We start from the raw sequence: 25,818 nt of genomic DNA, 5'->3' as shown, positions 1-25,818 counted from the left end.
GCATCACGCCTACACAGGCCACGCCGATTACGGTGAGGATAGCAATGCCGTATTCGCCACGGCTGGCTTGGCGAAAATAAATAAAATTGGCAAAACTCATCAGCCCAAACGAGGCGGTAATCAGCACGGCGGCCAGCGCGGCAATGGGCACATATTGCAGCGGGGTGGTAAATAGCGCGATGGCAATGGCGATGGCTGCCGCCGCAACTAGGCTCACCATTTGCGTTTTACCGCCGGCATTATCATTGACTGCCGTTCTGGAATCCGCGCCGCTAATTACAAAGCCCTGTGAAAAAGCGGCTGCAATATTCGCCATACCCAGCGCGGTAAATTCCCTGTCTGCATCGATCTCATAGCGGTTTTTGGCGGCAAAGCTACGGGCGGTCAGAATGGCGCTGCTAAAGCTGATCAGTGCCAGCCCCGCCCCTGCCCCGAGTAACTCACCCAGATGGGCTCTGGGGATGGTGGGCCAGTGCAAGGTGGGCAGGCCAGCGGGCAATAAGCCGATGATGGCGATGCCTGCGTTTTGTAAATTCAGACTAAAGATGATTAATCCTGCCAGCCCCATGGCAACAAGGGCGGTGGGCAGCTTAGGCAGCAGGCGTTTAATAATTTGAATGGCTAACAGCGTGCCAAGGCCAATGACTGCTGTGGCTGGATGTAGCTCGGGCAGGCGATCTGGCAGCTCCAGAATCCGGCCAATAAAATCGTGCTTTTGAAAAGTAAAACCAAGCAATTTACCCAGTTGCCCCAGTGCAATGCTGATTGCTACTCCGTTTAAAAAGCCAGCCAAGATGGGCGGGGATAAAAAGTCGGCTAGAAACCCCAGCTTAAAGCGGCTGGCTAGCAGGCAAAACAGTCCGGTAATAAGCGCCAAAGCCACCGATAGCGAGATATACAGCTCAGAATTGCCAGCGGCTAATGGCAGCAGGGTGGAGGCCACCATGGCGCAGGTTGCGGCATCTGGGCCAACGATTAATTGCCGTGAAGATCCAAACAGCGCATAGGCCACCATGGGCAGAATACTGGCATACAGGCCAGCAATCGGGCTCATCCCGGCTAGCTGGGCATAGGCCACACCCACTGGCAGCGCGACGGATGCCACAGATAATCCCGCCAGCAAATCCTGTCGCCAACTATCCCGTGGGTAATGAAGAAATATGGCTAGCCCTGGGATGGTGTGTAGAAAGAATTTGTTCAATGCCGAATCCTGTTTGTTTAGGAAAGAGGAGGAGTTTAGTGCTAATGCTAGTCAGCTGAGCTTATATGTTTTTTGTAAGGTTTGTAATGTTTGTTTGTTTTTTTGAAAATTATGGTAATTTGCTAATAAAAATATTCCCTTGGAATTATTTTTTTATTCATCTTGGGCTGAAATTAAAGCCAATCTATCAATCAAGCGGATTATCGTCCGTTTATTTTTAATATTAGGCATATGCGTCATATATCAGCCATGCCAATTACTCTTTGCTATGGACAATCTGATAGTCAGGTTGGGGATCTTTATCTTCCAAATGAGGGGCCTTCTCCAGTTCTATGTCTCTTGCACGGTGGGTTTTGGCAGTATCCATATGGGAAGGACCAGATGGATGATATTTCTAAAGATTTTGTAAGCCGTGGCTTCGCAGTGTGGAACATTGAGTACCGCCGAGTCGGCGAGGCTGGCGGCGGATGGCCAGGCACACTGGCTGATGTTTTCACCGCTATTGATTTCCTTGCGGAGCCAGCTTGCAGTGATTACCCATTGGATATATCCAAAGTTATTGTTATTGGTCATTCTGCAGGGGGGCATCTTGCACTGCTTAGCGCCTTGAAAACTTGGCCCCGTGAGTTCTCTCATTCCCCTTCTAGGGTGATACCTATCGCCGTCGCTGCACTGGCTGGAATTACCGATCTATTTACGGCTTATCAACTTAATTCGGGTAATGGATCAGTGGAGGCATTAATTGGTGGCTCTCCTACCTGCTATCCTGATCGATTCCATTTAGCATCTCCAATGGCCCAGTTACCCCTATCCACTCGCCAACTCGTGCTTCACGGAGCAGAAGATACTGCCTTGCCCGTTGAGTTTTCCAAGCACTATGCCGAAGCAGCCCATCGATCTGGGGATGATGTTAAGTTTGTTGAGTTAGCTGATATGGGGCATATGGAATATCTAAATCCCTCTGGCTTGGCCCATGAAATACTTTGTGAGTGGCTAATGGACATCATCAAAAAACCTTCAAGCCTCTAACTTCAAGCCTCTAAGTACTGCTTAATTTGCTCTTCACCTGCTTTAGCTTCTTTTGGCTAGATGCTCTACACGTAGATATAGTCTCTGGGGATTTATCGCGGCCTTATTTTTAGCAAATCATCCCTGCCTGATCTCTGCAAAACTGAATAAATCGGCGTAAAGCTGCGGAATGATATTTTTGCCTATGCCACGCAAGGTAAAGCTGGCGTGGGAAGTGTTGCTGCATGGCTAGGCATACTAATCGCCCGTTATTGATACGGTCTTGTGCTGCCAGCTTGGATATAAAGGTGATCCCTAGCCCCTGCTCTACCGCCAACATTACCGCCTCTAGGGTATTGAGTTCCAGCCCGATTCGGCTGGTGCTGAGCTGTGGCTGGATTAGTTGTTCAAATTGTTCCCGATTACCCGATTGCGGCTCACGCAGCACCCATGTTTCGCCACTTAATGCTGATATGGCCAGCTCAGCTTGATTCGCTAAAGGATGAGTTGCTGCTGCCACAATGCACATTTCATCTTGCAACCAAGGATCAACGATTAGATCTGAATGGTGGTTTTCACCTTCGATTAAAGCGAGGTCTAGTTCAAAATGAGCCAGCGCATGGCTCAGAATATGGGTATTGGCAATCGATATGCGTGGCGTGGTGGTCTGCTCGCTACGAGCCAGCAAAATAGGGAGCAGATAGTTGCCGATGGTTTGGGTAGCTCCAAGGCGCAGCTGGCCAACGGGCTCGCTATCGCTAGCAAACATGGTTTCAATATCTAACACTCGGGCGAGTAATTCTTCCGCCACGGGTTGTAATAATTTACCTTCTGCATTTAATTGCAGGCGTGGATGCACCCGATCAAATAGCGGCGTTGCCAGCTGGCGCTCTAACTCTTGCAAAGATTGCGAAACCGCGCCCTTGCTAAGGCATAGCTCATTGGCGGCCATACCCAAATTGCCATAACGGGCAATAGCGGCGAAGGTTTTTAGCTGCTGCAGAGTGAGCTTCATATTGTTTTGCTAAACGCCTCATTCAAATCATTTAGATATGATAAACAATAGCTGGGCGTTATTCTATTTATATTGTCAGCAGCAAGAAGGCCGTTATGTTTACTCGAACTCGTCAATTACTCGCCGCAGCCCCTACACCAATGGCAGGGCTTGCCTTGGGGATTGCTAGCCTAGGATGGTGTTGGGAAAACGGCGGTGAATTTCATGGTTACGCCCAATTACTTGGAGCTGCCATTGCAGCGCTGTTATTACTGATCTTAGCTTTCAAATTTGCACTTCACCCCCGTTTATTACAGAAAGATTTAGCACATCCTGTGGTTGGCAGCGTGGTACCAACTTTTGCCATGGCGACGATGGTGGTTTCCAAGGCGTTGAGCAGCTTTGATGTTAACTTTGCAGAGGGGCTTTGGTTGTTTGCCGTCATCTTGCATATGGCGTTTCTGGTGATGTTTATCTGGCACCGTGCCAAATACTTTGAAATCCATCATATGGTGCCAAGCTGGTTTGTACCGCCAGTGGGTATTATCGTGGCCGATGTGGCTTTCCCCGGCGGGCAGTTTGCGGCCCTTGCAAATGGCCTGTTGTGGTTTGGGATATTTTGCTACGCCGTGATGTTGCCGCTGATGCTCTATCGCCTGATCTTTAGCCACGAAGTACCCGATGCCGCCAAGCCCACCATCGCTATTTTGGCCGCGCCTGCCAGCCTTTCACTTGCTGGCTATCTAACAATGACTGCCGAGCCATCGCTGCTGATTGTGGCCGTATTATTTGGGATTGCGCTCTTGATGACTGGGATTATTTATATCGCCTTTTTCAAGCTACTCGGTCTGCCTTTTTCACCAGGCTATGCCGCATTTACTTTTCCGCTGGTGATTGGTTCTACCGCGCTATTTAAGCTTAGCCATTTACTTGGGCAGTGGGAGTTTGCCGCTGAATACGTGGCGCAGGTGCAGTGGTTGGCACAGTTTGAATTAGCGGTTGCTACGGTGATTGTGGGCTATGTAGCGCTGCGATATATGATGTTTTTTATGGCGAAGGATGGTGGTGGTGTGACTTATAAAGCAGCAACAATGTAGGGTGGGCAAGTGTTTATGCTTACGCATTCTGGACTCGCTGCGTGAGCTTGTGCTACAGCTTTTTTTGTAGGGCGGGTGAAACCCGCGGGCAATACTAAAAAGTATGCAGGTTTTATCCGCCCTAAGATGATTCGGTGCTTGCAAGTTAGATAGATTTACTCTGGATAAGCAATAAAAAAGGCCGCAGCAGCGGCCTTTTTCTATGGAGCTAAAGCGATTTACTCTGCTTTGCTCTCTGCGTCTGTAACTGCTGGTTCAGCAATGACTTCGCTCGTGATCATCGGATCAACAGCCACTTCTTCTGCTACGGTAGCGGTTTGTGGCTTTTTGCGATCTTCGATATTTTGTACGAATTTAGCTGCAGCTGTTTTTTCTTCAACAGTTACATCGCCTACTGGCTTACCATTCAGATCAAAACGCTTGCCGCCACGGGCTACCGACTTAAGGTAGCGCACTTTGCGACAGTGAGCGGCAATGGCGCGGTGCACATGATTGGCACCAAACTGTGGCAGTGCTTTTTCTAGCTCTTTGTGAACACCGATCATTAAAGGCTTAAATTGCTTCATCACCGGATAGCGCTGATAAAGTAATTCAATAATCATAATTTGCTGCTGACGGGCAGATTTCTCGCCAATCGCAGATTGAAATGCTTGAGCTAAAGCTGAATTTTGATCGGTCATCATTAGAAAACTAGGGTTGGTATGAAGGGGTAGCTTACCTTAACTCTGCGTTTGCATATACCGTACTATCGCAAAGTGTCGCTTATCAGTCCTTTGCAAAACGGCTGCATATTTTGCATTCTCTAGCAAAAAACGGCTAAAAATCATTATTTTCGCTTAGTAAACCCATTATTTTGGCTATTTTTTGTCTTTTAAGGCCACTTTGCTCGGTTTTGGGCGCTAAGGGTGAAGAGTGCAATATTTGATGGAATGCATCGTTATTTGGCAATTACAGTGCCAGATTGTGGATTAAAACCAAAGAGCAGGCCGTGGCGGAGGCGATACTTACCCGCTGTTTAGGCTCTCTTACGCTGGCCCAGTGCCAATTCACATCGATATTGCCATCAATAATGAGGCTGCTACCGCGTATTACTTGATTGCGTAAGCCGGCTTTAAACGCTGCTTCACGTAAAGTCCAAAGCAGGTAAAAACGTTCTTGAGATTCATCTGGCAAGGCATTTACCCAGTTTGCTTCGGCCTCGGCTAAGGCAAATTCAGCAAGTTTGGCGATATTTTTTTTATAGCGGCAGCTTTCTAGATCTAAGCCCACCCTTTCGGCGTTCACAGTTACGCCTAGATAATCCCCGCTATGCGAAATACTGCCGTGTAAATCAGGTGCTTTAAGCAAATAAGGGAAAAACTCGCCCTCTTCAATATCACTTACTGCATAGCTGTCGCCCAATATGCGCCCTGCTGCTTTGGCCAACATCATCCGGCCCAAGATAAATTGCTGAGCGCGCAAGGGGGAATGGATGGTGGCGAGCTTAGCTTGGCTACTCGCCGATAGGGAGTTACTGGCGACGAGATCAACTGAGTGAATGAGGGTAAGTAGGACTTCGGCGTGCAGCATGCTAAAACTCGAGATGGTAGGCTGCTTATGATAAGCGCTTTGCTGGAAATTTATAGAGCGCTTTGCGCTGCGCCCTATCGTTAGCCGATTAACCTGCCTTGCCATCCGCTCTCGGCTTTAAATAGACTGGCATAAAGCGGCTGCCCCAGAGCAGGAAAGCAGCTAAAGCTCCTAAGGCTGCAGCGCAGAGTAGTGGTGTTTGCCATTGGCCAATGATATCGGCAAGGACACGGGCCAGAGTAACACCGTGGAGTAGGCAGTAGAGCGTCCAAGCCATGCGGCTAAGAAGTAGTGGCAGGCCGGCGTGGCCAAGGCTGACTCGGGTAGCAAAGCCCAGCAGCATGGTGCCAAAAAAGCCAATGGTCAGTGCATGTAGCGGAGCAAATCCTAAAATAGCCCAGCCGGCTAAGGCGGCAGCGTCTTGCACGGTGTAGAGCAGCATGGCGATGCCTGCCCAAGCAAACGCCAGATGCAGCATAGCTAATAAGCGGTTTTGCAGCGCTGCAAATAGCCGCCAGCGCCAGCTGGTATAAAGCAGCAGGCCTGCAAACAGCACATCCACACCAATACTATTATGCCCAGCCAGCCTAAACGCTGCATGGGCCCAAGCCAGCGCAAGCATGGCGTTAAGCAGCCAGCGCGGCCGCCAAGCGGTGTAATTAGCGAGCGCGTTGGCGGAGAAAAACGGCAGCATTCTATGGCTTACGGTTAAAAAAACCGGTAATAAAAATCCCCACAGGCCGATTTCTACCATGCTGAGCCAGCTATTGGTCGAGGAAAATGCCACCCAAAACAGCGCAAATCCTTGCCCTAGCCAACCTAAGCCAAAGGCAAGGGCAATAGCGATGGCATGGCTGCGATCTGTGGCATGGCTGGCTAAGATTCGGCTAAACCATACCCAGCAGGCGGCTCCCCAGCTAAGGAAATGTAGCGCAATGCCTAAGATTAGCAACGAGGGCCATGCCAGCGCTGCAATCAGCAAGGCGCTGCCTAGGGCGTAGCCCAAGATAATTGGCACATACAGCGGTGCGCTTGGGCTGGCAACGTTTAGCCACTTTGGTCCTGCCGTATAAATAAAGCCCAACATAAACAGCGGAAAAAAACCATACAGCATTAGATAGCCGTGTAAAAACATCGGCGCAATGCTGCTTGCCAGCGTGCTGCCCTTGGCTCTGAGTAGCATCTCGCTAGCCCACCAAGCAAGGCTGAGAATCAGTAAAAGCGTGCCGCTAAAAAAACCGACTCGATGTGGGGCACTAAGGAAGGTTTTCATTTTTTAGTACCTTGCATACGTCGGTTTGCCATTTTCTGGCCCATGGTTGCCAAGGTGGCCGCATCGAGTAATTGTGCGGCATAGGGGTAGATGGCTGTTTCTTCTAGCTGGGCATGGGCCGAGTAGAGATTAGCAAAGTCCTCTGCTAAAGCCAGTGGTAATGCCCCGCCCTTGCTAGCCGCTAGTGGTACTAAATAGCGTCGTACTTCTTGCCAGAGCAGGCCTAGCGTGGCGTGTTCGGCGCTGGTGGCCGCAATGATGGCTTGCAGCTCTGGTTGGCCGTGCTGGCTTAAGAGTGGGAATAAATCGAGATCTTCGTCATCGTGGTGCAAGGGGGCTGCGATATCAAAATAACGCAGGATGCTTGCTGCTGCCTCTTGAGCTTTGGCATCCGCGCCGTTTTTACGCAGGTGTAGAGCAAGCTTGTGTGTTAGAGCCGCGTACTGACGCACCCTGTCATGACAGGCGGTCAGCATGGCAATGGGTGTTTCAAATGTGACCGATTCGGATGAAAACAGCATCATCTGTAGCTCCTAATAATTCCCGACTAATTTAGTCGGATTCTACTTGAGTAAAGCTGAAATTCTGTTGATCCACGGCAAATTATTAATAATTTACAATCTTACGCATGTTGGTATAAATACTTATGTAGTTAATTGACAAGTACAAGATTCAAGTAAGTACATGCACGTTTACAAGCTATAATCACCGCCTTGTAAAAATACACATTGAGGCATTATGGAAGAGCAGGGCGCAGTACCACGGCAGGGCAATGCAATCCAGCGAGCAAATATCAAGCCTTATGCGAATGAGCAGCGGCTGTTTATAATTATGGCGCTGATTTCTGGCTTGTGTTGGCTAGGGCTAACCATAGCTACTTTGGGAATTATCTGGATCATTATGCTGGTGCTGTATCTCATCGGCTTGTTCGGTTTTTCATATTTTATTTCTTATGTGCGGGGTAATGGCGTACGCGTTACCGCAGAGCAATTCCCAGATTTACACGATCGCTTTGTAGCCTGCTGCCAGATTACCGGTGTAAGCAAGTTGCCAGAGTTTTATTTAATGACCGGCAATGGCGCTTTAAATGCCTTTGCAACACGTTTTTTACGCCGTTATTACGTGGTTTTATTAAGCGATATTGTGGATGCATTGCAGGATGATCCTGAAGCGCTTAACTTTTATATCGGCCATGAATTAGGCCATATTGCGCAAAAGCATTTGGTTCATCACTGGTGGCTGGTGTTTGCAACTTGGATTCCACTACTGGGCACGGCTTATTCTCGTGCCAGAGAATACAGCTGTGATCAGTATGGCTTAGCTTGCAGCAATAATAAGCAAAGCGCAGTACATGCGTTGGCGGTATTAGCTGCTGGTAGTACCCGTTGGAAAACACTAAATACCCAGGCCTATATCGCTCAGACTAAGGATACCGATGGCTTCTGGATGGCGGTTAATGAGCTGACTGCTGATTACCCATGGCTGTGCAAGCGCGTGGCGCGAATTGAAAAAGGCGAAGAAACCGTATTTCCACGGCGCAATATTTTTGCTTGGCTGATTTCTGCCACTATCCCCAATACCGGTTTTGGTCTGATCGGAGCGATGGTAGTTTATCTTTATCTGCTACTGATTCTGCTGCCAATCTCCATTTCTGCATATAGCAAATATCAGACTAAAGCGCTGAATGCCAAAACCCGTGTTGAGTTAAGCCAAGCTTATGAAGCTGGCCATACTGCGGCAAATTTAGTTGGTCAGTTCTACGCAGACAATGAATATGCTCCTGCTGATTTAGAAGCTTTGGGCTTTAAAAAACCAGCTAATGGCATTGTTAAAGATGTTGAACTGGATTCCGAATCCGTTGAAGTAACGGTGACATTGAATGCGCCGCATCAGGATAAGAAAATTATTCTGAGCCCATCGGCCAATGAAAATAGCCAGATTAGCTGGAGCTGCCTTGTTGCTGGCAAGGTTGATGCTGATGCGCTGCCAGATCATTGCGAACTTATTCCTGATGAAAATGATACAGAGCACACAGAAGATTCAACATTGATAGGCAAGCTATTCCGCAAGCTTAAGTAAGCACAAAAAAGGGCCACTAGACATATTGTTTAGCGGCCCTTCTTTTATACTTAAAGCTATTTAAATATCTGCTTCAGCTTCATTACCACGCGCCTCTAGCCAAGCTTTGCGGCTGCTGGCCTCGGTCTTGCCCATCAGCATATGCATCAGCTCACGGGTATTGAGCGCTACATCATCGTTAATACCCACACGTAGCATGCGGCGGGTATCAGGGTTCATGGTGGTGTCGAATAATTGCTCGGCATTCATTTCACCAAGCCCTTTAAAGCGGCTAATGCTCCATGCGTTTTCACGTACTTTTTCGACGCGAAGCTTGTCTAAAATAGCCGTTAACTCGCCCTCATCTAGCGCATAAAATTTACGCGGTGGCTTGGCCTTGCCACTGCCAGCCACGTCTACACGGTATAGCGGTGGCTGGGCCACATGAATATGCCCCGCTGCAATCAGCTGCGGAAAATGGCGATAAAACAGCGTGAGTAGCAGCACCTGAATATGGCTGCCATCTACGTCCGCATCCGACATGATGATAATTTTGCCGTAGCGCAGGCCAGATAAATCCGCCTTGCTATCCCCTAGCGTATGCGGATCAACCCCAATGGCAACCGCCATATCGTGTACTTCATTATTGGCAAAAATCTGGTCGCGATCGACCTCCCAAGTATTCAGCACCTTACCGCGCAGCGGCAGAATGGCTTGAAAATCCTTATCACGGCCTTGCTTGGCCGAGCCACCCGCCGAATCACCCTCAACTAAAAATAACTCGCAGCGCTCGGTTTCATCCGATGCGCAATCGGTAAGCTTGCCGGGTAAAACCGCCACGCCAGAGGATTTTTTCTTTTCTACTTTTTGTGAATTTTTTTGCCGCGCTTGCGCTGCACGGATGCACAGCTCAGCTAGTTTTTTAGCCAGATCAACGTGTTGATTCAGCCAAATTTCAAATGGTGAGCGCACCACGGTAGAAACCAGCTTTAAGCCATCACGGCTGGTTAGCTTATCTTTAGTTTGGCCTTGAAACTGAGGGTCTAGAATCTTGGCGGACAATACAAAGGAGCAGCGGCCAAATAAGTCTTCTGGCAGTACTTTTACGCCCTTAGGCAGCAGGCTGTGGAACTCAATAAAGGTTTTAACCGCCTGAAACACGCCATCACGTAAGCCTGATTCATGGGTGCCGCCGGAAGGCGTGGTGATCAGATTAACGTAAGATTCGCGGTTAACAGGGCCTTCATCGGTCCAAGTTAGCGCCCAAGCGCAACCTTCACCTAGCGAAAAGGTATCGTCAACCTGCTCGATATATTTCTCACCCTCAAAAATAGGGATGAGCTGGGTGTAACCCGCTACTTTTTCAGATAAATAACCGGTTAAGCCATCAGGGTAGCACCAGCTCTTATTGATCATTTCGCCATTGGCTTGCTCAATAGCTAGATTGACCACAAGGCCAGGCAAGAGCACGGCCTTGGATTTGAGCTGATGTTCTAAATCTGCTTGCGGAATCAGCGGCGAATCAAAGTATTTGGGATCAGGCTCAACATAAACGCTGGTTCCACTGTCTTTTTTAGCGCAGCTGCCTAGCACCACTAGCGGCTCAATCACATCACCGCTACCAAATACTAAGCGGTGCAACTGACCATCGCGTTTGACTTCAACCTCTAAACGCGTGGATAGCGCATTGGTGACTGATACGCCAACGCCATGCAAGCCGCCAGAAAACGCATAAGCACCGCCGTCTTTTTTATCGAACTTACCGCCAGCGTGCAGCTGGGTAAACACCACCTGCACCGTTGGTACGCCTTCTTCTGGGTGTATTCCAACCGGAATGCCACGGCCGTTGTCAGAAACGCGCACGCTTTGATTGCGATACAGCACCACATCAATTTTGGTGGCGTAGCCGCCCAAAGCCTCATCGGCCGCGTTGTCGATGACTTCTTGGCAGATGTGCAGTGGGTTATCGGTGCGAGTGTACATACCCGGGCGGTGCCGGACAGGATCAAGGCCCTTTAAGACCTTAACGGAGGATTCGTCGTATTTAGGAGTTGCCATGTTTCACGTGAAACCGATTACTAAAGTGCCTCGGAGTCTAGCAAGCTGAGACAAAATTAACTACCACAAGGCTAGATATAAAAAATCTAGGGTGGGCACAAGGCTTTATCGTGCCCACGCGGGCGATGGTTAAAAATCATGCAAATAAATACGTGGACACGGGGGCCCACCCTACATTACCTATCCTTCATCACCCGCCCAAGCCTCGCCGATATTGAATTGCTTCGGCAATATGGCTGGTGCTAATGCCGTCTTCTCCGGCTAGATCGGCAATGGTTCTGGCTACTTTCAACACGCGGTGGGTGGCGCGTGCGGAGAGTGATAGTTTTTGGATCGCGGTTTGCAGTAGGCCTCGGGCATCGTTGTTTAAGGGGCAATGTTGTTCTAGTAATTTGCCGCTAAGCCGCGCATTGGGCGTTTGTTGCCGCGCTTCTTGTTTGAGGTGAGCCGCTGCCACACGTTGCCTTACTACGCTGGATAATTCCCCTGTGGCCGCGGCCAGCAGCGTACTTTCTGGTAATAATGGCACTTCGATCACTAGGTCGATTCTATCCATAAAGGGGCCGGATAATTTGCTTCGGTAGCGGGCAACTTGATCGGGCGTGCAGCGGCAGGCTTTCTTTGGGTGGCCCAAAAAGCCGCATGGGCAGGGATTCATGGCGGCGATCAATTGGAAATCGGCTGGGAAGATGGTTGAATGCGCGGCACGGGCAATATGAATTTTTTGGCTTTCTAGTGGCTCGCGTAAAACCTCTAACACCTTGCGATCAAACTCGGGTAATTCATCTAAAAATAATACGCCGTGATGGGCTAAGGAGATTTCGCCTGGCTGCGGCACACTTCCTCCGCCCACTAAAGCCACCGCAGATGCGGTGTGATGGGGCGCTCGGTAAGCGCGAACTCCAAAGCGGCTGGCATCTAGACGCTCTCTACCTAGTGATTGAATTCTGGCGGCTTCTAGCGCTTCCAGCTCATTCATCTTGGGAAGCAAGCTTGGCAAACGCTGCGCCAGCATGGATTTTCCTGTGCCGGGAGGGCCAATTAAGAGCAGGCTGTGCCTACCTGCTGCGGCAATTTCTAGTGCGCGTTTGGCCTGTTGCTGCCCTTTTACCTCGCTTAAATCGAGCATGGCTGGTGGCGCTTCTATCGCCAGTGGCTGGGCGATAGGCAGTGGATCACTGCCTAGTAAATGACGGCAAACTTGCATCAGATGAGTCGCCGAAAGCACGCTGGCGCTGCTGAGTAAGGCGGCTTCTGCGGCGCTGGCGGCGGGTAAAATAAGCGTTCTATTTGCCGCTTGGGCAGCCCAAGCCATACCTAGCGCACCACGAATAGAGCGTAGTTCACCCGATAGCCCTAACTCGCCAGCGAATTCAAAATGATTAAGCTGCTCTAAAGGAAGCTGACCACTTGCTGCCAAAATGCCTATGGCGATGGGTAAGTCAAAGAGGCCAGATGATTTAGGTAAATCGGCAGGGGCCAGATTGACCGTGATACGTTGGTTGGGAAATTCAAAACCGCACACGGCGAGGGCCGCCCGAACCCGTTCACGGCTTTCTTTGACTTCTAAATCGGGTAAGCCTACCAAGTTAAAAGCCGGTAAACCGTTTGCCAAGTGGATTTCTACCAGCACGGCACTCGCTTCAATACCAATCATGGCGCGGCTATGGATAATGGCGAGTGACATTCAGCAAGCCCGTAATAAGATCCTTATAGTGTAGGCTCTGTTTTCATTTGTTTCTGAGACAGATCATCGGCGTTTACACCGCAGATGTATCCCATGGATGAACCGTATGCTGCTAGAGCAATTAAGCGAAGAGCCCGTCCCTTTGCCAGATTTTCGTAATTTTGGCGTTATTTTGCGTATTTTAGTCGTGGTGCATTTGGGGATGTTGGCTTACGTATTATTGGGTCTATCACGCTGGGAAGAGTGGCCATTAAGGCTGGGTGAGGCGGCAATGTGGGTGGAGCTGCCGCTATTAGGTACTTTATTAGGCTTGGCCTTAGCGGCGCCTTACTTAAAGCCGCTTTCTTTCCGGACTGGCATTGTCTTGGTTAATTTGCTGGCGATGTTGCTGGTGTACGGGCAAAGAAAAGTACTTACTTCTTTGCTGCTACCTCAGACTGGCTTGCTTCCTGCGCTGCTGTTTACCATGATGTTGGTAGTGTCTTTAATGCTTTACATGCGTTTGCGCTGGAAATCTTTGTCACCTAGGCTCACTGAAGCAAGATTGGCAGCGCTACAAGCAAGGATCCGGCCGCATTTCTTTTTTAATAGCTTAAATGCGGTGTTGTCATTGATTCGTCGTGAGCCACGGCGGGCAGAGCAGGTGTTAGAAGACTTGGCTGATTTATTCAGAGTGGTGATGGTGGATAAGCAGCAGCTGGCTAGTTTGAAGTGCGAACTTGAAATTGCTCGGCGTTATTTAAATATTGAAGCCGTACGTTTAGGGGACAGGTTAAAGGTGGAATGGGATATTAACGATGCGCCCTTGATGGCCGCTCTGCCCCCCTTGCTATTGCAGCCCTTGTTAGAAAATGCAATTTATTACGGCGTAGAACCTATATTGGAACCAAGCCCAGTTCAGGTTCGAATTTATCAGAAAGATACGCAAGTGCATCTGGTCATTAAAAACGCGTTACCACCCGTAGGTACGGTAAGCCAGCATCGAGGCAATGGCATGGCGCTAGAGAATATCCGCCAGCGCTTATTGCTTCACTTTGATGCTGAAGCCAATTTAAGCACTTACGCGAATAACGACTATTATCAAATACATATTGTCTTGCCTTACCGGGAGATTCCCCATGGGAACACCATTGCGCCTTTTCCTTGTTGATGACGAAATCCCTGCCCTGCGCAGGTTACAAGATGTGTTGGCTGATGTGGCTGATGAATGTCCGCACGATGTTGTGGGTACCGCTACTAGTGGTATGGCCGCGCTTGCTGCGTTGGCAGAAGCCGATGCAGATGCGGTGATTGTGGATATTCAAATGCCACAAATGAGTGGTATTGAGCTGGCGCGCGAGCTAAGCCATTTCTCGCACCCTCCTGCAGTGATTTTTGCTACCGCATTTGAAGAGTACGGCGTGGCCGCCTTTGAAGTGCGTGCAGTGGATTACTTATTAAAGCCCATCCGTAAGGAGCGGCTACTTTCTGCTTTGAAGCGGGTACAGGATATGCGTTCTGCTCGAGTTCAAGCCGAGCCTGCTAGCCATGCTCGTAGCCATTTCAGCGTTACAGAACGGGGCCGAGTGCACTTGATCCCTGTTTCTGATGCTTATTATCTTAAAGCTGAGCAAAAATACATCACGCTGCGCACAAGGGACCGCGAGTATTTGCTGGAAGATTCTCTGACCCGATTAGAAGAAGAGTTTGGCAATCACTTTGTACGCATACACCGTAATTGCTTGGTGGCGCGCGATATGATGTCTGGCTTTGAAAAATCCGCCATAGGCGGCAGCGAAGCGCACTGGCAGGTGATTTTACGCGATTTACCAGAGCGCTTGGCAGTAAGCCGTAGGCAGCAGCACGTGATTAAAGAGCTTAAAAAATTAGAAAGCGAAGGCCGTTAAAAGCACCGTTTGCCTAATCACTTGCTTGGCCAAGGTAAATCCCAAGGAGAGTCGATGGTGGCGAGTTGCGCTTCTAGCCCTTGAAAGGCAGATCCTGATTCTGGAGCCAGTAAAATTCGCTGTTGCTCTCCTTGATAATCAAAATCTAAAGCCCAAGCGTGTAAATAGCCACGATCTGCTGGTGTGCCGCCATAGCGCTCATCGCCCAAAATAGGGCTGCCCAAGCTTTTCAGGGCAACGCGTAATTGATGAGTGCGACCACTGAGTGGTCTAAGTACAAACAATCGTTGGCCCGTTTGTATATCTCCATAACTAAAAAATTGTGTGGCCGCTTTTAACTCACCATCACGACTTAAGCGCCAAGAGCCTCCCCTGCCTTTTTCCATTGCACCCTTGACCCAACCTTGTTTTTTGGATGGTTTTTTGTCAGAGATGGCTAGGTAATATTTATGAATACGATGCTCGGCAAAGGCGGTTCCAAAGTAGCGAGCGGCTGCAGCACTTTTGGCAAAAAGCAGTAAACCAGAGGTGAGTTTATCGAGCCGATGCACGGGCCAAAGTGGCATTCCGCCTAGTGTTTGGCGTAATACCTCAACAAAGCCCAACTCATCCTCTTCTTTGTGAAAAGATAAGCCAGCTGGCTTAATCGCCACTAAAAAGTCTGGATGATCGTAAACAACAAAGTTACTCATATATAAGCATAATCTAATTTAGTGTAAGGTTGTTGAGATAGCAAATTAATATAGGGCGTAAGCATAAATATATGCTCAAAAAAAAACTATTTTGGCAGGCTATTCTAATCTCTATCCTAGCCTGCATAACGGTGACGTTGTTTGCTGCGTGGCTGGCTAGGGAGCAGGCAAAAGAAGAGTTGCAGACTTATCTTACCGATGTGGTTGAGCAAGCCATGCTGCGTAGTAGTCGTGCATTTACGGTGAGTGGCGATATTTTGGCTAAATTAGATCGCTTAGATCTAAAGGACTGTAGTGACGCCCATCAACGGCAGCTCCGTGATTTTACCTTTAAAGAGCTGTTTATACGTGATGTATTGTATGCGCCCAATCAACAGGTACAGTGCTCACAGTCTAGCCACATCGTTTATTCTTTACCGCCACGCGATCAGCAAACTGTATTGGGGCGCTCGCTTTGGTTTGCATTTAAAGGGGATTTACCTCGGCCCTCTGTTTTATATGGCTCCGGCCCGCATTATGTGGTGATGGATTCACAATATTTAGTAGATATTTTGCCAGTTAAAAAACGCGAGCTTTATATCGAAGCCGTGCTGAATCATCGAGTGTTGGCGAAAACGAAGGGCGTGAAAGCATACGATCAATCATGGTTGCAGCAATCTAGGGTTAGCCCAACTAATCCTAATTATAAAATGACCGCCTACTTACCCCCCAAAGAGCTGCAGCGTGCTTGGTTAGCTTCCTTTAAAGATTTGCTACCGCTCGGTTTTATTATTTGCGTGCTACTCATCGGCATTATTGCTTGGCTTACTCGCCGTAGCTTTACCCTTGGCGTGGAAATTATCGAAGGCCTGCAATTGGGTGAGTTTGTGGTGCATTACCAACCTATGGTTGTACTGGCTAATGGAAAAGTGTGTTGTGCTGAGGCGCTATTACGTTGGCAGCGGCAAAATGGCTCAAAAATTAGCCCGGATATTTTTATTGCCTATGCCGAAGAAAATGGCCAAATCAGCCTACTGACGCAGTTTGTGCTAGAAAAAGTGATTGCAGATTTAGCCAAGCTGAGCAATCTGGATATATCGGTTTCGGTTAATTTAGCAGGAGCGGATTTAGCCTCGCCTCTATTTGTAGAAAACTTGGCTGCGCTCTGTAAAAAACATCATATTGCACCTAACCGTATCGAGCTAGAAATTACCGAGCGTAGCTTAGTGCTAGGCCCAAGCGCGATTGACACTATAAGCCGCTTGCGGGGTGCTGGGCATCTTATTTTGATTGATGATTTTGGTACGGGTTATTCAAGCCTGAGCTATTTGCATAATCTGCCGGTTGATTTACTAAAAATCGACAAGAGCTTTGTACAAGCGCTAGGTAGTGGTGCTGCTACGCACCATGTGGCCTCGCATATTGTGCAAATGGCGACGGCCCTTGGCTTAAGTGTGGTGGCAGAAGGAATCGAAACGAGCGATCAGGCCGAGATACTTAAAGAAATGGGGGTTGAGTGGGGCCAAGGCTGGCTTTATGCCAAAGCCATGCCTTTCGATGACTTGTGTAAATTCTTGCAAGCATCTACCCCTACTCCCCTTAAACCGCTAAGCTCCAGCCCTTTGCCAGACGCTGTATGAAACTTACCCTCATTGCTGTTGGGCATAAAATGCCAGACTGGATAGACGCCGGTTATAAAGAATTTGCCAAACGGATGCCGCGCGATTTTCCGCTGCAGCTATTAGAGCTAAAACCCGATAAACGTGGCAGTGGCAAAACAGCGCAACAGGTTATGGTGGATGAAGCCGAACGCATCTTAGCCGCTATTCCTCAAGACGCCCGCGTGCTGGCTCTGGACGAGCACGGTGCCAATTGGACCACCATGCAGTTAGCGGACAAAATGAAATCTTGGCAAATCGATGGCCGTGAAACGGTGTTTATCATCGGCGGCACCGATGGCCTAGATCCAAGCGTTAAAAAGCGTGCCGATCAACTATTACAACTCTCCGCCATGACCCTACCCCACGGCATGGTGCGGGTGATTTTGGCCGAGCAGCTGTATCGCGCCGTATCCATTATCAATAATCACCCTTATCACCGCGAATAATAATGCCTAATATCCAACTCTACCTTGCCTCTGGCAGTCCACGTCGCAAAGAATTGCTGGCGCAGATTGGCGTGCAATTTGAGCGCATCTCCGCCCCTATCGACGAAACGCCTTTGATTAATGAAAGTGCCAAGAATTACGTGCTTCGCTTAGCCAAGCTAAAAGCTGAGGCCGGTTGGCAAGTCATGTTGGAGCAAGGCTTAGCTGCCCTCCCCGTTTTGGCTGCTGACACTACTGTAGTGCTAGATGGGCAAATTTTGGGTAAGCCGATTGATGCCTTGGATGCCACCGCTATGCTAGAGCAGCTATCAGGCCGCAGCCACGAAGTGTTTACAAGTTTGGGTTTACGCAGCGATACCGGCACAGAAGTCGTGTTGTCGGTTAGCACCGTTACCTTTATGGCACTTAGCTCCGCCCAAATCGCCGCCTATGTTGCTAGTGGCGAGCCTATGGATAAAGCAGGCAGCTATGGTATTCAAGGCACGGCAGGGCTGTTTATTTCAGACCTGCAAGGCAGCTTTAGTGGCGTAATGGGCTTGCCATTACACGATACGGCCACCCTGCTCGCTCGTCATGGCCTAGGTTTATTAGCTAAAAATTAGACTAACTCCAAGCTTGCTCGCATTGTGCTTACAGTATGACGTTTGGAATAAATGGTCTACCTGATGTCAAAATTGGGCGTTACCTGACCATTTTCGTCACATTGCAGCTAGTCACCGCAATAAAAAAGACCCGAGAGGGTCTTTTTTTTGTTCAAAGTAAGTGGTGCCGTTAAGGTGAATCGAACACCCGACCTACTGATTACGAATCAGTTGCTCTACCAACTGAGCTACAACGGCAGTTTCTCAACCAAGTATAAAGCACTCACCATTGGTCTGCCGATAAATCCAGCCGTTAATCAGCTTACCCCTAAAACCTATGCAGTCAGGCATCTATATTGCACATGTCATATCCAAGCAAAGAATATATTTTGCATGTAAGTGCTCAGGGAAAAAGGCTTTTTAATTAAAGACTTAGGAGCAAGAGATGAAAAACCTACAAAAGGGTTTTACCCTGATCGAACTGATGATTGTGGTCGCCATTATCGGTATCTTGGCAGCAGTGGCGATTCCTTCTTATCAGGACTACACCAAGAAAGCGAAGTACTCTGAAGTGCTGAGCATTTCTGATTCATATAAACAAGCTATTGCCTTATGCCAATCTGATTTGAATACCTTTGCCGGATGTAATGCAGGCGTTCAGGGTATCCCTGCAACTCCCACTGTTGCTACTAATGGTTTGGCTTCTGGTGGTACTGTTGCCAATGGAGTGATTACTTTTACTGGAACTGCCGCAGCAGGTGGATATACTTTTGTTTTAACTCCTTCTTTGAATGCTGAAGGTACGGCAATTACTTGGGCTCAATCAGGTACATGTTTAGGTGTTAAGTACTGCAAATAAGAAAAAAATGAATAAAAAAAGGCTAACTTATAAAGTTGGCCTTTTTTTTAAGTAAATTTCCAATGTTTTACTAAGATGGTTAAATCAATAAAGGAAGACATCATGACTGATATGGTAAATAAAAATTTTATTGAGGTAAAATCAGTCATGCTCAGTCAGGAAGTAAAAATTGCTTTTGGTATTACAATGTTTGGTTTGTTTTTAAAAATATTTTTATCTTCAATAGGTTTGATTGAATATTCATTTAACTCGCTTGTGTTCAGTTTTTTTAAATTACCCAACTTATCTTCAATACTAAGCTTTGCCAGCGTAATGGTTTTATGCACTAAAAATGAAAAATTAGGTAGGTGGATTTGGGGGGGGAGCGGCTTGATCTGCTTACTTGCCTTAGTGATATTTACGCCTGACTTTATAAAAAATGCAGATAAAAACACCACAATTATTGTATTCACCCAAGGTTTACTTTCTTTTCTCCTTCTTATTTACAGAAGCTTTACCGGGGAATCTGTTTTATCCAGGCAGCACGCAAAAGAAAAATATTTTCTAATTCTTATACTTGCCATTGTATCCATCTACGGATTCGGAGTGGTATCGATTACCAGCGCATTAAGCCCACTTGTTTATGATGCAATCCTTTATCAGTTTGATGGCAGCTTAGGTTTTTCTGCCAGTACAATTTTAAGCAGTTTAGTACAGGATTATCCGTTATTTTTAAACTGGATTATAAAACCAATTTACCTAATGCTTCCTCTAGGAATGGGCTTGCAATATGTCCAGCAGATGCAATCAAAAGAGCCTGCTAAGGTTTATCTTTTATTGTTCTGGTTCAGCTCCATGTTTATTGTTTGCTTATTTTCATATCTGCTTTTACCCGCAACGGGCCCTAAATATATATTTACACATTTATTTCCAAATAATATGCCTCCACTCACAGATATTATGAACGTTCCGCTTGTTAATCCGGTGGCTTACCCACGCAATGCCTTCCCTTCTATGCATTTTGGCTGGGCATTTGCTATGTGGCTGAATGCCATTTTAATGAAAGGAAAGTTGCAAACCAAGTTTTTTTTAGTAATAACAATATTAACTGCTTTAGCAACATTAAGCCTTGGTGAACATTACTTAATTGATTTAATTGTTGCCGTTCCATTTACCTATGCATTGCAAGGTATTTTTCTACGCGGATTACCACTTAATCATACTGCGCGTTGGCAGTGTATTTTAGTTGGAACAGCTTTATGGCTGGCATGGGTTGTGGCGTTGCGAACTGGGATTGAGGTATTTATTGGTTTACCATGGCTATCATGGGGGGCAGTATTATTTAGTCTGGTTTCCCCTACTTTTTATTATCGAAAAATGGTTAAGGCTCAGAATGAATGGTTTAATTCACCTGCTTCGATTGAAGTACCTGTTAAAGCCGATAAAATATACAGCAATTTAAAGCCAATTTATCTAATGTTTATATTTTCTGGTTTTTCAGGGTTGATTTATGAAGTGGTTTTTTCAAAAGAACTGGCTTTAATCTTTGGTAGCAGCAGTATTGCCACATACACTGTGCTGGCTACTTATATGGGGGGGATGGCATTAGGCGCTGCGCTAGGGGGAATGCTGAATATCAAACGCCCATTAATAGCATATATTGCATGCGAAATGTTGATTGGCGTTTATTGCATTATCACCCCATTTTTATTCAAGTTTATTCAGTATATTTACCTGCATTTGGCAACTGGTTTACCGCCAGATGTCAGCATTTTGACTTTTTATAGATTAGCACTGGGTTGCTTACTATTACTGCCGCCTACACTGCTGATGGGCGCAACCATGCCATTATTACTGGCATATTGTCGTGAAAAGCATGGGAAAATTAATATGGCGGTTGCTAATCTTTATGCCGCCAACACGATTGGGGCCGCATTTGGTGCTTTATTGGCTGGATATTTTATTCTTCCTGCACTGGGTATTGCCTTGAGTACAGCCATTGCTGCCGCTATTAATTTCGCGGTTGCTTTTATGGCTTTACAAATATTTAAAAAAAATAATGAGCCGATCGAGCAGGAGATTGATTTCGGTATTCAAAGTACTCCAATGTCTAGCTATGCGGGTGTGGAAGCACTGATTGTGTTATTTTTAGGCGGAGTGATTACCCTGGCACTTGAAGTTAAATATATGTTTTTACTGGCGGTAGTGGCAGGAAATAGCACCTATGCTTTTTCTTTAATGCTATTTACTTTTTTATTAGGTTTGGCCGCTGGCGCTATTTTAATTAAGCCATGGATAAAGCCAAATAATCTATTAGCTATTCTTGAATTTATTCTTGCGGCGGTCATATTATTGGGGGTTTTTAGCTGGGAAAGTATGCCTGCTTATTTTGCTAGCTTTGCCAATTACCCATCTGCCAAAGAGTTTGGAGCAAGAGAGTTTATACGTGGCTTAGTTTGTTTTTGTGCCATGTTTCCACCTGCGCTGATTATTGGTGCCATATATCCAGTGGCTATGGCACAGGTGGCTAGTGCTTTTCCGGCGAACCCAGTACGGGCTTTGGGCTTGGCTAATGCTTTGAATACCAGCGGCAATATTATCGGGGTATTATGCGCCAGTTTTATCATGCTGCCAGTATTTGGGGCTTTGTATTCAATTCAAATATTGGCGGCTGTGGCTTTTGTGCTGGGCGTAATGCTCAGTATAAAAAAGAAAGTACACATTATAAATATAGCAATGGTGGTTTTTGTTTTGGGAGCCTTTTACATTCAACCCAAATCATTTGATTATTCTGCCTTAGCAACGGGAGCCAATGTCTATTTTGCGCCACAAAATGAAGGTCAGGTTATAGATCATGCAGAAAGTATTGATGGTGGTTTAACCACCGTTATATTGAGTAAAGATCATCATGTAAAAATATTATTAACCAATGGTAAGTTTCAAGGAAATAACTCAGTAAAAGGGGAAATGCAAGCTCAAACTGGCTTTGCCCTTGCACCTTTATTACATACAGACGCCAGAGAGCGTGCATTAGTCATCGGCTATGGCACAGGCGCTACCAGCCGTGTATTAGACGAAGCAGGGTTTAATAATTTGGATATTGTTGATTTAAGCGCAGATATTGTGCGCTTAGCTAATCAACACTTTCATGAAATAAATAAAAATGTAAGTAAAAAACCGAGAGTGAATACTTATATTACTGATGGTAGAAACTACTTGCTATTGACTGATAAAAAATATGATTTAATTGGCATGGAGATTACATCAATCTGGTTTGCAGGCGCGGCCTCTTTATATAATCAAGAGTTTTATGCTCTGGCTAAAAGTAAGCTTAAGCCCGATGGCGTATTACAGCAGTGGGTGCAATTACATCACACCAAGCTGAATGATTTACTCAGCATTTTGGCTTCGGTACGCAGTGATTTTAAATATGTATGGCTATATGAAATAGGCGGCCAAGGTATTATTGTTGCCAGCAATGATAGCAAGCGCCAACCCTTGCCAAGCAATGCAGATTTAATTGCCAATAGCGCAGGCATGCAAGAAGTACTCAGTATTTATCAGGCCCCTGTGCACGCGCTATTACATAAAATATTATTAACACCAGCCAGCCTAGAGCGATTTTTAATGAAAGTATCTAGTGGCGACCCTGCTGCTTGGATCAGTACAGATAATAACCTCTACCTAGAATACGAAACCCCCAAAGGTAATGTGCTGGATGGCGGTAAATCGCTAAGTTCTAACCTAGAGCTGATCAAGAAATTTTCGGGGAAGGAATAAGCCATCGATCTGATGGTTGGCTATTACATGCAATGTGCATGAAGTCAGCTTAAAGAAATGAAGTTATAAAATAGGCTGACGCAATAACTGGCACGCTAGTTGCTTATTATCCTCTCACATGAAAATCATAAGTAAAGCACAGCAGGGGCAGTGTTTCTTAATGATTCAGGGATAAAATTATGAAAAGCATGCAAAAAGGTTTTACATTGATTGAATTGATGATCGTTGTGGCGATTATCGGTATCTTGGCTGCTGTAGCGATTCCTTCGTATCAAAATTACGTTGCAAAATCTTTTGCTGCTGCAGCCTTAGCTGAAATTGATGCTTTCAGAACGCCATATGACAGCAAGCTTTCTGATGGTGAAACGCCTATATTTGGTGCAGATCCAGCTGCTGTTGGTTATGTTGGTAAGATAACTACGGCGCATTGCACATTAAGTACAGTTACTAAAGATGGCGGTATCCTTTGCACAATGCTTAACCAGCCTAAAGTTCTTGCTGGTAAGTTATTGCAAATGACTCGTTCAGCTTCTGGCGAGTGGGAATGTCAGACTACAGCAGTATGGGCAGATGAGGCTTTGAAAGCGTTGCCTAAGGGTTGCAAAAATAGCTAATTAGGATTTATATCATATAAATTAAATGGCCTACTAAATACCAGTAGGCCATTTTTTATCTTTAGTAAAAAACTTCCTCAAAATATTATCGTTTAATTGTTTCTATCATTCCGTGCTCCTTATTCTATAAGGTCATTGAGATCAGGCTTTTCATTTTTAATAAAATATAAACAAAAAACATGATCCTGCACTACTTTATGGGCGCTGAAATTTTCCCCTACTTTTCTGAGATAGTTGTTGGAGTGCAATATGAAAAACACACAAAAAGGTTTTTCTCTAATTGAATTGATGATTATTGTGGCAATTATCGGTATCTTGGCTGCTGTAGCGATTCCTTCGTATGCAAATTACCAAGCTAAAGCAAAGATAGCTGCAGGCCTGGCTGAAATTACACCGGGAAAAACAGTGGTAGAAGTAAAGTTGAATAACGGTGAGATCATTGCAAATGCAGCAGCTATTGGCTTAGCAGCGACTACCCATAATTGCACAATCACTGCAGAAGTTGCGAATACAGGTATTGTATTTATTTCATGCTTAATGGCTAATGCGCCAGGGAAAATTTCTGCGGCAAAGATTACATGGACGCGTGCTGTTGGTGGTGAGTGGACTTGTGCGACGACAGGCATTGTGGCGGGTTTCGAGGATTTAGCGCCGAAAACTTGTAAACAGGTGTGAGGTGTTGTTAATCAGTTGTAAAGCCATCAAGTGTATGGTTTCTTAGGGTGTCAATAAGTGAAGGCGCACTGCACCATTGCTGTCGAGCGATGCTCTTTAAGCCCCGTATCTAACATAGATACGGGGTTTTTGTTTGGGGGCAATGATGGTGTGTACAGGGTGCAATGCGCTTCGCTTATTGGCACCCTACAAGACGCTTTACATACCCAACCATCACCCCTTAAAAATCTCCCTCACATCCCGCGCGCCCCATTCTGGGAAGTGTTTGCGTACCAGTGTATTTAAATCCACTTCAAACGCCCGCCATTTAGCCAGTTCATCCTGCTCGTCGCTGGCAGAATGAGCCGCTGCTTGTTCTATCATGCCTGCGCCGGCGGTAGCGTTGCTTAGTCGATCGATCACGATAAAGCTGCCGGTGCCTTTGCAGTCTGCGTAGGTGTCGAAGACGACGGGGGCGTTGAGGATGATGCGGCAGAGGCCGATTTCATTGAGTTTTAGTTCCTTGGCTTCCACATGCTCCATGCTGTTTACATCCACACGGTGGGCGATTTGGGCGACTCGGCCGAAGACGTTTTTGCCCGCAAGTTTAAAGCCGTATTCTTTACCCACGGTAAGTGGCGCTTCGTTCATCCACACCAGATGCGCATCAAAAGACTGGCCGATTTGCGGAGGAACATCGCTGGTTTTAACGATCATATCGCCACGGCTGATGTCGATTTCCCGATCTAAGGTCAGGGTGATGGCTTGGCCAGCAAAGGCGGTTGCTAGCTCTCCCTCGTAAGTGACAATCGCTTTCACCTTGGCGGTTTTGCCTGAAGGCAGGGCGATGATTTCGTCGCCAGGGAATACGCGGCCAGCGGCGATGGTGCCGCAAAAGCCACGGAAATCGAGGTTAGGGCGGTTGACGTATTGCACCGGCAGGCGGAAGGATTCGAGGCGGCTATCGCGATTGATTTGCACAGCTTCCAAGTGTTGCATAAAGGTGAGGCCGGTGTACCAAGGCGCTTGCTCACTTGGTGTCACCACATTATCGCCGCGCAGTGCAGAAATCGGCACAAACTGAATGTCGGCGATATTGAGGGATTTTGCCAGTGTCAGATACTCTGCGCGAATCTCATTAAAGCGCTGTTCGCTAAAGCCAACCAAATCCATTTTATTCACGGCGATAATCACATGCTTAATACCCAGCAAGCTGACGATATAGCTGTGGCGGCGAGTCTGGGTTTGCACGCCGTAACGCGCGTCGATCAGGATCACGGCTAGATCACAGGTGGATGCGCCGGTGGCCATATTGCGGGTGTATTGTTCGTGGCCGGGGCAATCGGCGATGATAAATTTGCGTTTATCAGTGCTGAAGTAGCGGTAGGCTACGTCGATAGTAATGCCTTGTTCACGCTCGGCTTGCAAGCCATCCACCAGCAGGGCCAGATCGATCTCTTGATCGGTGGTGTTATATTTTTTGCTGTCTTTTTGAATGGCGGCAAGCTGGTCTTCAAAAATCAGTTTTGAATCGTGCAGCAGGCGGCCGATCAAGGTGGATTTACCGTCGTCCACATTGCCACAGGTAATAAAACGCAGCAGATCTTTGTTCTCATGCTGCTTTAAATAGGCTTCGATATCGCTGGCGATCAGATCAGATTGGTGTGACATGTTTATATTCCGAGAGTAGGGAGTATCAAGGGAATGCGGGTGGGAGTTGGACTATTGGGAGTCGGGAGAGG

22 protein-coding genes and 1 tRNA gene are annotated in these 25,818 nt (G+C 47.0%); 12 read left to right on the top strand and 11 right to left on the bottom strand.

Going from position 1 to position 25,818, the window contains the following annotated elements; all coding sequences use genetic code 11:
- The coding region (locus tag Q0R17_RS00925; protein WP_293931162.1) for a SulP family inorganic anion transporter at positions 1 to 1,201 on the bottom strand (1,201 nt) is incomplete at its 3' end.
- Positions 1,202 to 1,432: 231 nt separating this feature from the next.
- Between Q0R17_RS00925 and Q0R17_RS00920 the strand changes: the two genes are divergently transcribed.
- Positions 1,433 to 2,230, top strand: a complete 798-nt coding sequence (locus Q0R17_RS00920; RefSeq protein ID WP_308446347.1) for an alpha/beta hydrolase — start codon at positions 1,433 to 1,435, stop codon at positions 2,228 to 2,230.
- 109 nt (positions 2,231 to 2,339) lie between these two features.
- Here the strand turns inward: Q0R17_RS00920 and Q0R17_RS00915 are convergent, their stop codons facing one another.
- Entirely contained in the window at positions 2,340 to 3,224 is an 885-nt protein-coding gene (locus tag Q0R17_RS00915) for a LysR substrate-binding domain-containing protein (protein ID WP_293931159.1), read from the bottom strand.
- Between the two features lie 95 nt (positions 3,225 to 3,319).
- On the opposite strand from Q0R17_RS00915, the gene Q0R17_RS00910 reads away from it, so the two are divergent.
- Positions 3,320 to 4,300: a TDT family transporter gene (locus Q0R17_RS00910; RefSeq protein ID WP_293931156.1), complete on the top strand. Its 981-nt coding sequence runs from the start codon at positions 3,320 to 3,322 to the stop codon at positions 4,298 to 4,300.
- A 218-nt stretch (positions 4,301 to 4,518) separates the two neighbouring features.
- On the opposite strand, the gene Q0R17_RS00905 is transcribed toward Q0R17_RS00910, so the two are convergent.
- From Q0R17_RS00905 to Q0R17_RS00890, 4 genes are all read right to left on the bottom strand, one after another.
- Positions 4,519 to 4,983 carry a ProQ/FINO family protein gene (locus tag Q0R17_RS00905; RefSeq protein ID WP_293931153.1) on the bottom strand — a complete coding sequence of 155 codons (465 nt, stop codon included), beginning with the start codon at positions 4,981 to 4,983 and terminating at the stop codon, positions 4,519 to 4,521.
- Positions 4,984 to 5,248: 265 nt separating this feature from the next.
- Positions 5,249 to 5,869, bottom strand: a complete 621-nt coding sequence (locus Q0R17_RS00900) for a 4'-phosphopantetheinyl transferase superfamily protein (RefSeq protein WP_293931150.1) — start codon at positions 5,867 to 5,869, stop codon at positions 5,249 to 5,251.
- A gap of 88 nt (positions 5,870 to 5,957) precedes the next feature.
- Complete coding sequence (locus Q0R17_RS00895) at positions 5,958 to 7,142, bottom strand: NnrS family protein (protein WP_293931149.1); 1,185 nt, start codon at positions 7,140 to 7,142, stop codon at positions 5,958 to 5,960.
- Complete coding sequence (locus tag Q0R17_RS00890) at positions 7,139 to 7,666, bottom strand: hemerythrin domain-containing protein (protein WP_293931146.1); 528 nt, start codon at positions 7,664 to 7,666, stop codon at positions 7,139 to 7,141. The genes Q0R17_RS00895 and Q0R17_RS00890 overlap by 4 nt, the downstream gene beginning before the upstream one ends.
- Before the next feature lie 214 nt (positions 7,667 to 7,880).
- On the opposite strand from Q0R17_RS00890, the gene Q0R17_RS00885 reads away from it, so the two are divergent.
- Positions 7,881 to 9,221: a M48 family metallopeptidase gene (locus Q0R17_RS00885; RefSeq protein WP_293931143.1), complete on the top strand. Its 1,341-nt coding sequence runs from the start codon at positions 7,881 to 7,883 to the stop codon at positions 9,219 to 9,221.
- Between the two features lie 60 nt (positions 9,222 to 9,281).
- On the opposite strand, the gene parE is transcribed toward Q0R17_RS00885, so the two are convergent.
- The gene (gene parE / locus Q0R17_RS00880) at positions 9,282 to 11,258 is read right to left on the bottom strand and encodes a DNA topoisomerase IV subunit B (RefSeq protein WP_293931140.1); all 1,977 of its coding nucleotides are present in this window, start codon (positions 11,256 to 11,258) and stop codon (positions 9,282 to 9,284) included.
- A gap of 190 nt (positions 11,259 to 11,448) precedes the next feature.
- Positions 11,449 to 12,945 carry a YifB family Mg chelatase-like AAA ATPase gene (locus tag Q0R17_RS00875; RefSeq protein WP_293931136.1) on the bottom strand — a complete coding sequence of 499 codons (1,497 nt, stop codon included), beginning with the start codon at positions 12,943 to 12,945 and terminating at the stop codon, positions 11,449 to 11,451.
- A gap of 106 nt (positions 12,946 to 13,051) precedes the next feature.
- Here Q0R17_RS00875 and Q0R17_RS00870 point away from each other — a divergent pair, with 106 nt between their 5' ends.
- Both Q0R17_RS00870 and Q0R17_RS00865 read left to right on the top strand, forming a co-directional pair.
- Positions 13,052 to 14,095: a sensor histidine kinase gene (locus Q0R17_RS00870; RefSeq protein WP_293931134.1), complete on the top strand. Its 1,044-nt coding sequence runs from the start codon at positions 13,052 to 13,054 to the stop codon at positions 14,093 to 14,095.
- A complete protein-coding gene (locus Q0R17_RS00865) occupies positions 14,064 to 14,831 on the top strand; it encodes a LytTR family DNA-binding domain-containing protein (protein WP_293931132.1) in 768 nt (255 codons plus the stop codon). The genes Q0R17_RS00870 and Q0R17_RS00865 overlap by 32 nt, the downstream gene beginning before the upstream one ends.
- Positions 14,832 to 14,848: 17 nt before the next feature.
- Here Q0R17_RS00865 and Q0R17_RS00860 read toward each other — a convergent pair whose 3' ends face one another.
- Positions 14,849 to 15,523, bottom strand: coding sequence for a TIGR01621 family pseudouridine synthase (locus tag Q0R17_RS00860; RefSeq protein WP_293931129.1), 675 nt, complete (start codon positions 15,521 to 15,523; stop codon positions 14,849 to 14,851).
- 71 nt (positions 15,524 to 15,594) lie between these two features.
- Here Q0R17_RS00860 and Q0R17_RS00855 point away from each other — a divergent pair, with 71 nt between their 5' ends.
- The 3 genes from Q0R17_RS00855 to Q0R17_RS00845 are packed head-to-tail and all read left to right on the top strand — an operon-like array spanning position 15,595 to position 18,211.
- Positions 15,595 to 17,142, top strand: coding sequence for an EAL domain-containing protein (locus tag Q0R17_RS00855; protein ID WP_293931126.1), 1,548 nt, complete (start codon positions 15,595 to 15,597; stop codon positions 17,140 to 17,142).
- Positions 17,139 to 17,609: a 23S rRNA (pseudouridine(1915)-N(3))-methyltransferase RlmH gene (rlmH, locus tag Q0R17_RS00850; protein WP_293931123.1), complete on the top strand. Its 471-nt coding sequence runs from the start codon at positions 17,139 to 17,141 to the stop codon at positions 17,607 to 17,609. The genes Q0R17_RS00855 and rlmH overlap by 4 nt, the downstream gene beginning before the upstream one ends.
- 2 nt (positions 17,610 to 17,611) lie before the next feature.
- Positions 17,612 to 18,211, top strand: coding sequence for a nucleoside triphosphate pyrophosphatase (locus Q0R17_RS00845; RefSeq protein WP_293931120.1), 600 nt, complete (start codon positions 17,612 to 17,614; stop codon positions 18,209 to 18,211).
- Positions 18,212 to 18,372: 161 nt separating this feature from the next.
- On the opposite strand, the gene Q0R17_RS00840 is transcribed toward Q0R17_RS00845, so the two are convergent.
- Positions 18,373 to 18,448: transfer RNA gene (locus tag Q0R17_RS00840), tRNA-Thr, on the bottom strand.
- A 187-nt stretch (positions 18,449 to 18,635) separates the two neighbouring features.
- On the opposite strand from Q0R17_RS00840, the gene Q0R17_RS00835 reads away from it, so the two are divergent.
- The 4 genes from Q0R17_RS00835 to Q0R17_RS00820 all read left to right on the top strand — a co-directional run bounded on the left by Q0R17_RS00835 (position 18,636) and on the right by Q0R17_RS00820 (position 24,097).
- Positions 18,636 to 19,049 carry a prepilin-type N-terminal cleavage/methylation domain-containing protein gene (locus tag Q0R17_RS00835; RefSeq protein WP_293931117.1) on the top strand — a complete coding sequence of 138 codons (414 nt, stop codon included), beginning with the start codon at positions 18,636 to 18,638 and terminating at the stop codon, positions 19,047 to 19,049.
- A 102-nt stretch (positions 19,050 to 19,151) separates the two neighbouring features.
- Positions 19,152 to 22,808, top strand: a complete 3,657-nt coding sequence (locus tag Q0R17_RS00830; RefSeq protein WP_293931113.1) for a fused MFS/spermidine synthase — start codon at positions 19,152 to 19,154, stop codon at positions 22,806 to 22,808.
- Positions 22,809 to 22,987: 179 nt separating this feature from the next.
- Positions 22,988 to 23,422, top strand: coding sequence for a pilin (locus tag Q0R17_RS00825; protein WP_293931110.1), 435 nt, complete (start codon positions 22,988 to 22,990; stop codon positions 23,420 to 23,422).
- Positions 23,423 to 23,671: 249 nt separating this feature from the next.
- On the top strand, positions 23,672 to 24,097 hold the full coding sequence (locus Q0R17_RS00820) for a pilin (protein ID WP_293931108.1): 426 nt from the start codon (positions 23,672 to 23,674) through the stop codon (positions 24,095 to 24,097).
- A gap of 213 nt (positions 24,098 to 24,310) precedes the next feature.
- Here Q0R17_RS00820 and cysN read toward each other — a convergent pair whose 3' ends face one another.
- Positions 24,311 to 25,747 (bottom strand): sulfate adenylyltransferase subunit CysN, encoded by a 1,437-nt coding sequence (gene cysN, locus Q0R17_RS00815; RefSeq protein WP_293931106.1) that lies wholly within the window; start codon positions 25,745 to 25,747, stop codon positions 24,311 to 24,313.
- Positions 25,748 to 25,818: the final 71 nt, after the last annotated feature.

Source organism: Iodobacter sp. (genome assembly GCF_025352645.1).
Lineage (GTDB): Bacteria > Pseudomonadota > Gammaproteobacteria > Burkholderiales > Chitinibacteraceae > Iodobacter.
Note: the sequence above shows the minus strand (reverse complement) of the source record. Positions and strands in the feature narration are given on the sequence as shown.

Bases quoted from the DNA above. Each gene is read 5' to 3' on its own strand.
- Q0R17_RS00920 (WP_308446347.1), top strand. From the start codon at position 1,433: ATGCGTCATATATCAGCCATGCCAATTACTCTTTGCTATGGACAATCT.
- Q0R17_RS00915 (WP_293931159.1), bottom strand. From the start codon at position 3,224: ATGAAGCTCACTCTGCAGCAGCTAAAAACCTTCGCCGCTATTGCCCGT.
- Q0R17_RS00910 (WP_293931156.1), top strand. From the start codon at position 3,320: ATGTTTACTCGAACTCGTCAATTACTCGCCGCAGCCCCTACACCAATG.
- Q0R17_RS00905 (WP_293931153.1), bottom strand. From the start codon at position 4,983: ATGATGACCGATCAAAATTCAGCTTTAGCTCAAGCATTTCAATCTGCG.
- Q0R17_RS00900 (WP_293931150.1), bottom strand. From the start codon at position 5,869: ATGCTGCACGCCGAAGTCCTACTTACCCTCATTCACTCAGTTGATCTC.
- Q0R17_RS00895 (WP_293931149.1), bottom strand. From the start codon at position 7,142: ATGAAAACCTTCCTTAGTGCCCCACATCGAGTCGGTTTTTTTAGCGGC.
- Q0R17_RS00890 (WP_293931146.1), bottom strand. From the start codon at position 7,666: ATGATGCTGTTTTCATCCGAATCGGTCACATTTGAAACACCCATTGCC.
- Q0R17_RS00885 (WP_293931143.1), top strand. From the start codon at position 7,881: ATGGAAGAGCAGGGCGCAGTACCACGGCAGGGCAATGCAATCCAGCGA.
- parE (WP_293931140.1), bottom strand. From the start codon at position 11,258: ATGGCAACTCCTAAATACGACGAATCCTCCGTTAAGGTCTTAAAGGGC.
- Q0R17_RS00875 (WP_293931136.1), bottom strand. From the start codon at position 12,945: ATGTCACTCGCCATTATCCATAGCCGCGCCATGATTGGTATTGAAGCG.
- Q0R17_RS00870 (WP_293931134.1), top strand. From the start codon at position 13,052: ATGCTGCTAGAGCAATTAAGCGAAGAGCCCGTCCCTTTGCCAGATTTT.
- Q0R17_RS00865 (WP_293931132.1), top strand. From the start codon at position 14,064: ATGGGAACACCATTGCGCCTTTTCCTTGTTGATGACGAAATCCCTGCC.
- Q0R17_RS00860 (WP_293931129.1), bottom strand. From the start codon at position 15,523: ATGAGTAACTTTGTTGTTTACGATCATCCAGACTTTTTAGTGGCGATT.
- Q0R17_RS00855 (WP_293931126.1), top strand. From the start codon at position 15,595: ATGCTCAAAAAAAAACTATTTTGGCAGGCTATTCTAATCTCTATCCTA.
- rlmH (WP_293931123.1), top strand. From the start codon at position 17,139: ATGAAACTTACCCTCATTGCTGTTGGGCATAAAATGCCAGACTGGATA.
- Q0R17_RS00845 (WP_293931120.1), top strand. From the start codon at position 17,612: ATGCCTAATATCCAACTCTACCTTGCCTCTGGCAGTCCACGTCGCAAA.
- Q0R17_RS00835 (WP_293931117.1), top strand. From the start codon at position 18,636: ATGAAAAACCTACAAAAGGGTTTTACCCTGATCGAACTGATGATTGTG.
- Q0R17_RS00830 (WP_293931113.1), top strand. From the start codon at position 19,152: ATGACTGATATGGTAAATAAAAATTTTATTGAGGTAAAATCAGTCATG.
- Q0R17_RS00825 (WP_293931110.1), top strand. From the start codon at position 22,988: ATGAAAAGCATGCAAAAAGGTTTTACATTGATTGAATTGATGATCGTT.
- Q0R17_RS00820 (WP_293931108.1), top strand. From the start codon at position 23,672: ATGAAAAACACACAAAAAGGTTTTTCTCTAATTGAATTGATGATTATT.
- cysN (WP_293931106.1), bottom strand. From the start codon at position 25,747: ATGTCACACCAATCTGATCTGATCGCCAGCGATATCGAAGCCTATTTA.